The sequence below is a fragment of the Streptomyces ossamyceticus genome, from assembly GCF_001418475.1.
In the GTDB taxonomy this organism is placed as follows: domain Bacteria; phylum Actinomycetota; class Actinomycetes; order Streptomycetales; family Streptomycetaceae; genus Streptomyces; species Streptomyces ossamyceticus.
This window is the reverse complement of sequence record NZ_LIQX01000005.1, coordinates 23,758-34,227: the sequence shown is the minus strand read 5'-3', so window position 1 is coordinate 34,227 and position 10,470 is coordinate 23,758. Positions and strand designations below refer to the sequence as shown.

Here is a 10,470-nt window from a genome sequence, read left to right as displayed (position 1 = left end):
GCCTCCCGCCGCCCCTCCGTCGGCGCCCTCCCCGGACGATCCCTCGGAAGCCGTGCCGCCCTCCCCGCCTGAGGTTCTCGGCGCCTCGGCGGGTACCGCCGCGCCCTCCGGTCCCGCCGCCCCCGACCCCTCCGACGCGCGGCCCGGCGCGGACCTGGACCCGCGGACCCTCCAGGCACAGGAGGTCAGGCTGGCCACCGGCAGTCAGCCGGTGCATGTGGACCACGTCGGGTCCGGGCCGCCCACGTACGACCCCGAGCCGACCGCGCTGCCACCGGCCGATCCGGACGATCTCGGCGACCTGGTCGCGGACACCGTGCTGGACGGTGCGCGCTACGGGGCCTGCACGGTGCGTGCCGTCTCCCTGCGCGGGGACTCGTCGCGCTACCGCGGCGAACCACGCCGGGACTCGCTGCTGACCGCCCGGTTCGGTGTGGGCGAGCAGGCCCTGGTGCTGGTGGCGATGGCGACCGGCGTCCGGGCGACCCCCGGCGCGCACCGGGCGGCCGCCGAGGCGTGCCGGTGGATCGGGCAGGCGGTCGGGCGCAGCCACGCCCGCCTCGTGGAGGACATCAGGGCCGCCCGGCGCGGTGACCTGAAGTCGGGGCTGCACCGGCTCACCGACCGCAGCCTCGGCAGACTCCGCGCGAGCGCGGCCGAGCAGGGGCTCGACCCGGAGGAGTACACCGCGAGCCTGCGCTGTCTGCTGCTCCCGGCAGACCCCCGGTGCCGTACGCGGGTGTTCTTCGGGGTCGGGCCCGGCGGACTGTTCCGGCTGCGGGGCGGGGAGTGGCAGGACATAGAGCCGCGGGTCGCCGAGTCCGCGGGGGCGCCGGTGGTCGGGTTCGGCTCGCTGCCGCACGAGACCCCCGAGGGCGACCGGCTCACGATGGACCTCGGCATCACGACGCCGCCGAGCCCGTACGAACCCGCCCCCGCGCCGCCCCGTGAACCCTTCCGGTTCCGTGCCTCCGTGGCCCGCGAGGGTGACGTCCTGCTGCTGTGCACCCCCGGGCTCGCCGATCCCCTGCGTGGCGAGGAACAGCTCGCCGACCACCTCGCGGCGCGCTGGCGCACCGACGAGCCGCCCGGTCTCGCCGCCTACCTCGCCGACACCCAGGTCCGGGTCAAGGGCTACGCGGACGACCGTACGGCGGCGGCCGTCTGGGAGGCGTGACCCTCTCCAGGGGCACGCCTTGGCCGTTCGGGGGTGCGAGAGCCGGGGCTGATCAGCTGGGTGAGCCGGGCGGACCGGGGTAGACGGAGGGCGACGGGCACCGTCCCCCGCCCGGTGGCCGCTGTCAAGCTGTCGTACCGGCCGCCCGGTTGGCCTGTACCAGCGCTTGATTTCAGCCAATGAACATCATCGTCGTCGAGCGGTCCGCATCCGCCGCTGGTGCGGGGCCCGTCCGCCTGTCCCGTGCCGTTGCGCCACGGCCGGATCCCCAGCCCCACGTGGGGGGTTGGCCGGGATCGCAGGGTCGAGTACCGGCCGCCCGGCCGGGGGCGCGCCGTCGGGTTCGTCGCCGTGTGAGGGGTTTTCCGGGGCGGGAAGCGCTGTCTTCCGGTACCGATGGCTGGCTTGACCCTGTGCGTTTGAAGGCGTACGGAGGGCCGTTGACGATTCGACATGAGTGCCGCGATCCGGACCGGGCAAGGATCCCCGTGTGCGTGTTCGAGCAGGAGGGGAATCGGTCATCGGCGCGTGGGCGGGGGTCATGAAGAGGCAGGCACGAGGAGGCGGTCCCGTGGCGATCGGGGCGTCCTCGGCGGAAACGGTGGAGGAAGAGACCGACGAAGTGCCGGCGCAGCCCGGTGCCGGTCAGCTCAGGCGCAGACTCGGGCGGGCGGATCTCCGGGCGGTGCCCGAATCCCGCAAGGCCCTGCGGGAGTTGCTGCGGCAGTGGGGGCGGCCGGGGAGATCGGAGATAGCGGAACTGCTCACCAGTGAGCTGGTCACCAACGCACTGATCCACACCGACGACGACGCGGTGCTGACCGCCACGGTCTCACCCCGCGGACTCCATGTGGAGGTACGGGACTTCGTGGCCCGCAGGCCCAGAGCGAGGATGTCGCAGACCGACGACGCCACCCATGGCCGCGGTCTCCTCCTCGTGCAGTCCCTCGCCGACTCCTGGGGGGTACGGGCGCACGGGGTGGGCAAGTCGGTCTGGTTCGACCTCGACGGCGGCCTCACCTAGACCCGAGCAACTGGACACGAGCAAACGGACAGGGGCGCGGCTGATGCCGCGCCCCTGTCCGATGGTGTGGTCCGGACTCAGCCGAACTGCTGCTCAAGGTCCTTGAGCTTCCGCTCCAGGGAGTCCAGCCGAGGCAGGGCCATCGTGTCGTCCTCCGCGGTGAGGTCCACGGTGATCGACTTGTCAGAGCCGTTGCGCACGGGCTGCAGGGAGGGGCGGGTACGCACGGGCAGGGGCTCCGGCGCCGATATGGCAGGCTCCGAGACCGCCTGTGCGGGGACGCGTTCCACGGTGGTGTCCACCTGGCGCTGGCCACCGCCGCCACCGCCGCCACGGCCGGGCAGACCCCGGTGGCCCCGGCTGATGGCCTTGAGGTGGGCGCGCTCCAGACGGTCGTGCTCCCGCTTGCGCGCGCGGTTCTCCTCCTTGAGGCGCTTGTCCTCGCGCACCTCGTCCACGGCCTCGTCCAGGCTGCGCACGCCCTCCAGGAGCATCAGCGACCAGGCCTTGTACGTCTCACGCGGGGCCCGCAGCCAGCGGACGATACGGATCTGCGGCAACGGACGCGGCACCAGGCCCTGCTCGCGCAGCGCGGCGCGGCGGGTCTGCTTGAGCGCGCGGTCGAAGAGCACCGCGGCGGACATGGACATGCCTGCGAAGAACTGCGGGGCGCCGTCGTGGCCGAGACCCCTGGGGGCGTGCACCCAGTTGAACCAGGCCGCCGCGCCGGCGAACGTCCACACGAGTATCCGTGAGCCGAGGGCCGCGTCACCGTGGCTGGCCTCGCGCACGGCGAGTACCGAGCAGAACATGGCGGCGCCGTCCAGGCCGAACGGAACCAGGTACTGCCACCCGTTGGAGAGGCCCAGGTTCTGCTCGCCGAAGCCGACCAGGCCGCGGAAGGAGAGCGCGGCGGCGACCGCGGCACAGCAGAAGAGGAGGATGTAGGACGCCGTGGCGTAGAGGGCCTCCTTGCGCCTGCGGCGCTCCTCGCTGCGTTCCCACGAGTCATCGGTCTTCGCGTGCTCCCCGGAGCGCTTGCCGCGCGCGAGTACCGCCACCGCCGCCAGCATGCCCAGGAGCAGTACGGCGCCCGGAAGCAGCCAGTTCAGCGATATGTCGGTCAATCTCATCAGGGGTCCCTTGCATTGGGATAGGGCGTATCGCCCGCCATAGTGGCCCAATCCTCGCGGCCCTCAGGGGGTTTCGGGGCAAGAGACCGCCAAGGCAGTGCAATGAGTGACGCCAGGCGGCATTCTGCTCGAACTGCCGCGCGAGGGACGGGAGTTGAGTGCGAGTGAGATTACCCGTTCGAGTGGTTCCACGGAAAGTTCCCGTGACGAGTGAGGAATTTGTGAACCACCTGTAACCCAACGAGGGTCCCACTCGGAGTGGATCTTACGGCACATGCCCCCGGCGGTCGCCGGGGGGCCCGGTCGCCCGTGGTGGACGGTCCGTCAGGCGGCCGCGGATGTCTTGAGCTTGGCGATCCGTTCGGCCTCGCGGGTGCGCGGGCAGGTGGCGCAGGTGTCCTCGGGGGCCAGCGTGTAGTACATGCAGCAGCTCGCCCGGTCCCGCGTCGACAGCGGCTCACCGCCGGGCCCGGCCAGTTCGCGGAAGCCCGCGGTGCCCACGTACGGCCGGGTCGCGCCCGGCAGCAGCAGCTCCAGGTCGCGCCGGCACCGCTCCCGCTCGCCGGGGCCGAGCAGCTCGGCGACGTACCAGATGCCCTCCACGACCTCGTCGGTCGCCATGCCCCACAGGGCCCGGCCGCGTCGGCGCATCCGTGGGCCGAAGCCGCCGAGGACCGGTTCCATGTGCTCGGCGACGGCGGCGCGCACCTCGGCCCGCAGCGCCTCCTCGTCCGGGACCACGCGGGCGCCGGGTGTGGTGGCGGCCGGATCGCCGGGCAGGCAGCTGAACGTTTCCCCGCGGACCGCCAGCCGGCTCCGCTCCCGCTGGAACGCCACGTGCTGCGCCGGGAAGCGCGGCACCCGGCGCTCCAGGAACCAGGGGACGGTGAAGAGGAGGCACGCGTACCAGGAGTAGCGGTGCAGTCCGAAGGCCGCCACCACGTCCGGGCGCCCCTGCCGTCCGTGGTCCCGGAGGATCTGGTCCTCGTCCCACGCCAGGAACGTGTCCAGCTCCGCGCCGCCCGCCGCGAGCCCGGCGGCGCGGACCCATCCCTCACCTTCGGGCAATGGATCCGCGGGGGAGAGTTCTGTCACGCTCATCATGGGCAGGGCCTCGGCCAACCGCGCGTAGGCGGCCGTCATGGGTGACGTGCGCGGAGAGGGGACCGGTGCCGGTGCGGGGAGGGGCATACGGGGACCGCCGTTTCACCATCGCTGCCAGGTAAGGCTTACCTTACCTGAGGCTTGCTCTGGGTAGTCCGGGTTTGAACTGAGGGCATGTGCGCCTATGGTGCTTAACGACCGGTAACAACCCCAGTAGTGACCAACCGCCCCGAGGGTGCCGGTGGCCGTACCGGTCGGCCGCACCGCCGGACACACCCGACACTCACACGTGGACCCATGACTCGGCTCGGAGGAGGACCTGTGGACCAGGCCGGACCGCGTTCGCGCCAGGCCCCTGCCGCGAATGCGCAGGACGCCACCCGTCCGGCCACGGCCTACCGAGTGCCCGCGCAGCCGGGAGTGACGGACGTCGACCGGGAGCGGGGCCTCACCACCGGCGCCGCCGGGAGCGTCGGCCGTCTTGACGCAGGCCGCGGCGAGGCCGGCCGTGCCGCGCCGTCCGGTGAGGCGGGCCGCCGCGGTGCCGTGCCGTCGGCCGACGCGGGTCGCCGTGGCACCGTGCCGCCCGCCGACGCCGCCCGTGGTGAGCACACCCACAGTGAGACGCCGATTCCCCTCCCCCGCAGTGGCGGGACGGGGGATGAGGCAGGCTCCGAAGGGCTCCGCCCGCCGGGGCGCCCCGTCGTGCAGCGGTCCTCCGTGCGCGGTCAGATCCTCGACGCCCTGAGGGCCGCGCTCGCCGCCGGTGAGCTGACGCCCGGCGAGGTGTACTCGGCGCCCGCGCTCGGCGAGCAGTTCGGGGTCTCGGCGACCCCGGTCCGCGAGGCGATGCAGCAGCTGGCGATCGAGGGTGCCGTCGAGGTCGTGCCCAATCGGGGTTTCCGTGTCGTGCGGCGCGGCGCCCGTGAGCTGGCCGAGCTGGCGGAGGTGCGGGCGCTGCTCCAGGTGCCGGTGATCCTGAGGCTCGCGCGGACGCTGCCGGCCGGCAGCTGGGGCGAGCTGCGACCGCTGGCCGAGGAGACGGCGCGCGCGGCGTCCGCCGGGTGCCGGGCCACGTACGGGGAGGCGGACCGGGCCTTCCACCGGGGGATGCTGTCGCTGGCCGGCAACGAGCAGTTGGTGCAGATCGCGGACGACCTGCACCGCCGGAGCCAGCTGCCGCTGACCCCTGGGCCTGCCGGGACGCGGATCGAGTTGATGGCCGACGCGGCCGAGCACATCGCGCTGCTGGACGCGCTGGCCGCGGGAGATCTTGAGGCCGTGGAGTGCCTCATGGGGAACCACTTCGGTGGGGCGGTCTAGGGCCCTTCTGACGGATCAGAAGGGCCCTGGCGGCGTAGGGGTGCGGGTGTTCGCCGGGTGCCTGTGGTGTGCGGCCGGTCGCGCAGTTCCCCGCGCCCTCAGAAGCGTGGCGGTGTCCGGTGTCGTGTCCCCGTCCTCACGCCGTGGCCGCCGGTGGGGCCAGTTGGCGGGAGAGCCAGGTCGGTACGCCGCCCAGGAGGCGGAAGAGACGGCGGGCCTCCTCGCGGAGGCGGGACGCCTCCGGTTCGGGCTCGGTGTCGGCGAGCGACGCGAGCGCGGGGGCCGTCCCCACGAGATAGCCCAACTCCTCCCGGATGCGCAGGGATTCGGCGAAGCCGTGGCGCGCCTCGGCCAACTCGCCGTCGCGCAGGGCAAGTCCCGCCAGATGACGCCAGGTGAACGACTGCAGCAGCAGGTTGTCGTGCGCGGTGGCGCCGGCGTGGGCGCGGCGATAGGCGGCGCGTGCGGCCTGCGGGGCGTGGGCGAGGTTCTCCGCGAGGAGCCCCCGGCGGAAGTCGAGCAGCGCCCGGCCCGGCGCTCCCGGCGCGATCAGCGCGGCGGCCCGGCCCAGCGCGGCCCGCGCCTCGTCCGACCGGTCGCGGACCCCGAGCAGCGTGGCCGCGTACGCCAACTGGCCGCGCTCACAGGCCGCCGCGCCCCGCTCGTCGTCGGTCCGGGCCTGCGCCTCGGCGGTGCGCAGCGCGTCCTCGGCCTCCTCCCAGCCCTGCTCGGTGTAGAGGCAGCGTTCGACGAGGAGCGCGGTGCGCTGCAGCGCGGCCTGTGGGGTGACGGGTTCGATCAGGGCGGCCGCGTCGACCCAGCACGCTCGTGAACGCAGGCGCCATACCGCGGTCTGGAGTGGATCGTCGCCGGCGGTCGTTCCGTTACCAGACATGGCGGTATGCGCCACGTTGCCCTCCCCGAGCACACCGTTGAGCTTTGAGTTGGTGGCCGCATCTCAGCACGAATGGCCGGGCTGGCCAAGAGGGTGGGTGAAAGAATTCACAAAGTCATGGGGTGCGGAGGGCGCACATCGATCTTCGTCCACCACCCCCCGGGCGCCACGCCGCCGGCGCCAACTCGCCGCCCGTGGGCCCTAACTCATCCGCAGCGCCAGGAAGAAGTCCAGCTTGTCCTCCAGGCGGGACAGGTCCCGGCTCGTCAACTGCTCGATACGGCCCACCCGGTAGCGCAGTGTGTTGACGTGCAGGTGGAGGCGGGCCGCGCAGCGGGTCCAGGAGCCGTCGCACGCCAGGAACGCCTCCAGGGTGGGGATCAGCTCGGCGCGGTGGCGGCGGTCGTAGTCGCGCAGCGGGTCCAGGAGGCGGGCGGTGAAGGCGCGGCGGACGTCGTCCGGGACGAAGGGCAGCAGCAGGACGTGGGAGGCCAGTTCCTGGTGGCCGGCCGCGCAGACCCGGCCGGGGCGGGCCGCCGCCACCCGGCGGGCGTGCCGGGCCTCCTCCAGGGCGCCCCGCAGCCCTTCCGCCGAGTGCACGGACGCGCTGACGCCGAGGGTGAGCCGTCCGTCGCCGTCGAGGCCGGCCGACAGCGGGTCCCGTACGGCCGCGAGCAGGGTGTCGGCATGGATGCCGGACTCGGAGCCGTCGTGCTCCGTCGAGACGGCGGGCAGCGGGACGAGCGCGATGGCCTCGTCACCCGTGTGGGCGACGGCGATCCGGTCCGAGCGCTCGGGGCCGGTCGCCAGCGGGTCCACGAGGATCTCCTCCAGCAGCGCCTGCGCCACCGGCCCCCCGTCGATCCCGTGCGTCCGTCGCCCGCCGCCGTTCCCGCCCGCGGGGCCCTGCTCCTCCCACTCGACCCGCGCCACGACGACCTGCCAGTGCGGGGCCGCCCCGAGGCCGGGCAGGAGCACCGGCGCGGCGACCCGCAGCCGGGCCGCGATCTCGGCGGGCGCCGAACCCGCCTGCACCAGCTCCAGGACCTCCTGGGCGAGCCGGCGCCGTACCGTGCGGGCCGCGTCGCGGCGGTCCCGCTCGACGGCGATCAGCTGGGTGACGCCGTGCAGCAGGTCGAGCCGCTCGGCGGGCCAGTCCCCGGCGTCGGCCTCGACGGCGAGCACCCAGTCGGACAGCACCGTCTCGCGCACATCACCGGCGGCGGCGTTCCCCGTACGGCCCGCGCCGCTGATCGGGAACAGCGAGTACGTGGTCGTGCCCACGCCCACCCGGTACGGCCCGCGCCGCCCCGTGCGTGCCGCCGCCAGGTGTTCGCCGGCCAGTCGCGCGCACAGGTCGGCGGGCAGGGCCGGCCCCGCGACCTTGGGGCCCGCGACGAGGCGGCCGGTGGGGGAGAGGACCCACGCCCGCAGGTCCAGGTCGGAGCCCAGCAGATCGAGGACGACGTCCGGGCCGCCGCCCGCCGGGCCGGACGTCATCATCCGGCGGTGGCGGTCCACCACGGCCGCCAGGTCCCCGGCGCGCTCGCCGGAGACCTGCCGCACGACGTGCTCGGTGATCGTCGCGAAGGCCACCGACTCGTTGACCGCCAGCAGCGGCAGCCGGTGCCGGGCACAGGCCACGACGAGGTCCTCGGGGATGTCGCCCAGCTCCGCCTCACCGGCCGCCAGGGCGGTGACACCGGCGCCGACGAGGATCCGTACGAAGGGCTCGGAGTCGGTGGCGTCATGGCGCCAGGCGAGGCCGGTGAGCACCAGCTCACCGCCGGAGAGGTAGCGGCTGGGGTCCCGCAGGTCGGTGGTCATCACACCCCGCACGGTGCGGTCCAGCTCGTCCTCGCCGCCGAGCAGCCGCAGACCCAGCGCGTCGGTGTCCAGCAGTGCGCGCAGGCGCATTCTCGTCGCCGCCGTTCCTGTCTCGAAATCTATGGTCGGTTCGCCCGGCGGGCGACCCGGTGGCTTCCGGAGGAGGGTGGTTACGGAAGGCCGGGACACGTCCGGGGCGTGGCCTGGGACTTTCGAAAACCGACCCGCCCGGCTCCGGGTGTGTGCTGTGTGTTTCCAGAGCGAAACGAGGAGGTTGCTGATGGCCTCCGTTCATACGAATCTACAAGATGAGCCCCCTGGCCAGGCAACTCCTTCATGGTTTCCGTGACTGACCGGGGCGGAGGAGAGCGCTGTGTACTGGCGTCGACCCCTCATGAACAGCCCATGAACGAGCCGGGCCCGCCGCACACGATCTGGCTCAAACGGAACCACTCCGAGACGACTGAGACGAAGAAGAGAGCCGGTCAGATGGACTTCCTTCGCCCCGCCAGCTGGGAGGAGGCGCTCGCCGCGAAGGCCGAGCACCCCACCGCTGTGCCGATCGCCGGCGGCACCGATGTGATGGTCGAGATCAACTTCGACCACCGTCGGCCCGAGTACCTGCTGGACCTGAACCGCGTCGGCGACCTCTACGAGTGGGAGGTCGGCGAGGAGACGGTTCGCCTGGGAGCTTCCGTCCCCTACACCCGGATCATGGAGCACCTCCGGCCCGAGCTGCCCGGCCTCGCCCTGGCCTCCCACACGGTCGCCTCCCCGCAGATCCGCAACCGCGGCGGCGTCGGCGGCAACCTCGGCACCGCCTCCCCGGCCGGCGACGCCCACCCGGCCCTCCTCGCGGCGGGCGCCCGGGTCGAGGCCGAGTCCGTACGGGGCTCCCGGCTCATCCCGATCGACGACTTCTACACCGGCGTCAAGCGCAACGCGCTCGCCCCCGACGAGTTGATCCGCGCCGTCCACATCGACAAGGCCGACGGACCGCAGCAGTACTCCAAGGTCGGCACCCGCAACGCCATGGTCATCGCCGTGTGCGCCTTCGGACTGGCCCTGCACCCCACGACACGCACCGTCCGCACCGGCATCGGCTCGGCCGCGCCGACCCCCGTCCGGGCCAGGGCCGCCGAGGAGTTCCTGAACGCGGAGCTCGACGAGGGCGGCTTCTGGGACAACGGCCGGATCATCACCCCGTCGGTCGCCAAGCAGTTCGCCGAGCTGTGCTCCGCCGCGTGCAACCCCATCGACGACGTCCGCGGCACCGCGAGCTACCGACGGCACGCCGTCGGCGTCATGGCCCGCCGCACCCTCATGTGGACCTGGGAGTCGTACCGCGGCACCGCCGCCCGCACGGAGGGAGTCGCCTGATGCGCGTCACTTTCACGGTCAACGGACGTCCGCAGGAGGCCGACGACGTGTGGGAGGGCGAGTCCCTGCTGTACGTCCTGAGGGAACGCCTGGGGCTCCCCGGCTCCAAGAACGCCTGCGAACAGGGCGAGTGCGGCTCGTGCACCGTCCGCCTGGACGGCGTGCCGGTGTGCGCGTGCCTGGTCGCCGCCGGGCAGGTGGAGGGCCGCGACGTCGTCACCGTCGAGGGGCTCGCCGACTTCGCCAAGCAGCGCGCCGAGCACGGCGGTTGCGCCTCCGGCGCGTGCGGCACCGCGGACGCGGCGGAAGGGACCCCGCTCGACGAGGCGCGGCGGTGGGCCGCCCGGGGCACCGACTCACAGGCCGGCGAGGGCACCGAACTCTCCCCGATCCAGCAGGCGTTCATCGACGCCGGTGCCGTCCAGTGCGGCTTCTGCACCCCCGGACTGCTTGTCGCCGCCGACGAGATGCTGGAGCGCCACCCCAACCCGACCGACGCGGACATCCGCGAGGCCCTCTCGGGCAACCTGTGCCGCTGCACCGGCTACGAGAAGATCATGGACGCGGTCCGCCTCGCGGCCGCCCGGCAGTCCGAAGGGGTCTGATC

General features: G+C 73.3%; 9 protein-coding genes. 5 read left to right on the top strand and 4 right to left on the bottom strand.

Annotation, left to right across the window (positions count from 1 at the left end):
* The coding region (locus tag AOK15_RS00695) for a protein phosphatase 2C domain-containing protein (RefSeq protein WP_420876837.1) at positions 1 to 1,177 on the top strand (1,177 nt) is incomplete at its 5' end.
* 541 nt (positions 1,178 to 1,718) lie between these two features.
* On the top strand, positions 1,719 to 2,201 hold the full coding sequence (locus tag AOK15_RS00690) for an ATP-binding protein (RefSeq protein ID WP_079058230.1): 483 nt from the start codon (positions 1,719 to 1,721) through the stop codon (positions 2,199 to 2,201).
* A 77-nt stretch (positions 2,202 to 2,278) separates the two neighbouring features.
* Here AOK15_RS00690 and AOK15_RS00685 read toward each other — a convergent pair whose 3' ends face one another.
* Both AOK15_RS00685 and AOK15_RS00680 read right to left on the bottom strand, forming a co-directional pair.
* Positions 2,279 to 3,334, bottom strand: a complete 1,056-nt coding sequence (locus AOK15_RS00685; protein WP_055511534.1) for a DUF2637 domain-containing protein — start codon at positions 3,332 to 3,334, stop codon at positions 2,279 to 2,281.
* A 324-nt stretch (positions 3,335 to 3,658) separates the two neighbouring features.
* Positions 3,659 to 4,525, bottom strand: a complete 867-nt coding sequence (locus AOK15_RS00680) for a (2Fe-2S)-binding protein (RefSeq protein WP_205632066.1) — start codon at positions 4,523 to 4,525, stop codon at positions 3,659 to 3,661.
* 234 nt (positions 4,526 to 4,759) lie between these two features.
* Here AOK15_RS00680 and AOK15_RS00675 point away from each other — a divergent pair, with 234 nt between their 5' ends.
* A complete protein-coding gene (locus tag AOK15_RS00675) occupies positions 4,760 to 5,761 on the top strand; it encodes a GntR family transcriptional regulator (RefSeq protein WP_055511531.1) in 1,002 nt (333 codons plus the stop codon).
* A gap of 136 nt (positions 5,762 to 5,897) precedes the next feature.
* On the opposite strand, the gene AOK15_RS00670 is transcribed toward AOK15_RS00675, so the two are convergent.
* The gene (locus AOK15_RS00670; RefSeq protein WP_055511549.1) at positions 5,898 to 6,671 is read right to left on the bottom strand and encodes a hypothetical protein; all 774 of its coding nucleotides are present in this window, start codon (positions 6,669 to 6,671) and stop codon (positions 5,898 to 5,900) included.
* A gap of 186 nt (positions 6,672 to 6,857) precedes the next feature.
* The gene (locus AOK15_RS00665; protein ID WP_055511529.1) at positions 6,858 to 8,573 is read right to left on the bottom strand and encodes a PucR family transcriptional regulator; all 1,716 of its coding nucleotides are present in this window, start codon (positions 8,571 to 8,573) and stop codon (positions 6,858 to 6,860) included.
* A gap of 399 nt (positions 8,574 to 8,972) precedes the next feature.
* Here AOK15_RS00665 and AOK15_RS00660 point away from each other — a divergent pair, with 399 nt between their 5' ends.
* The gene (locus AOK15_RS00660; RefSeq protein WP_055511547.1) at positions 8,973 to 9,863 is read left to right on the top strand and encodes an FAD binding domain-containing protein; all 891 of its coding nucleotides are present in this window, start codon (positions 8,973 to 8,975) and stop codon (positions 9,861 to 9,863) included.
* On the top strand, positions 9,863 to 10,468 hold the full coding sequence (locus AOK15_RS00655) for a (2Fe-2S)-binding protein (protein WP_055511527.1): 606 nt from the start codon (positions 9,863 to 9,865) through the stop codon (positions 10,466 to 10,468). Before AOK15_RS00660 ends, AOK15_RS00655 begins: the two co-directional genes overlap by 1 nt.
* Positions 10,469 to 10,470 lie beyond the last annotated feature (2 nt).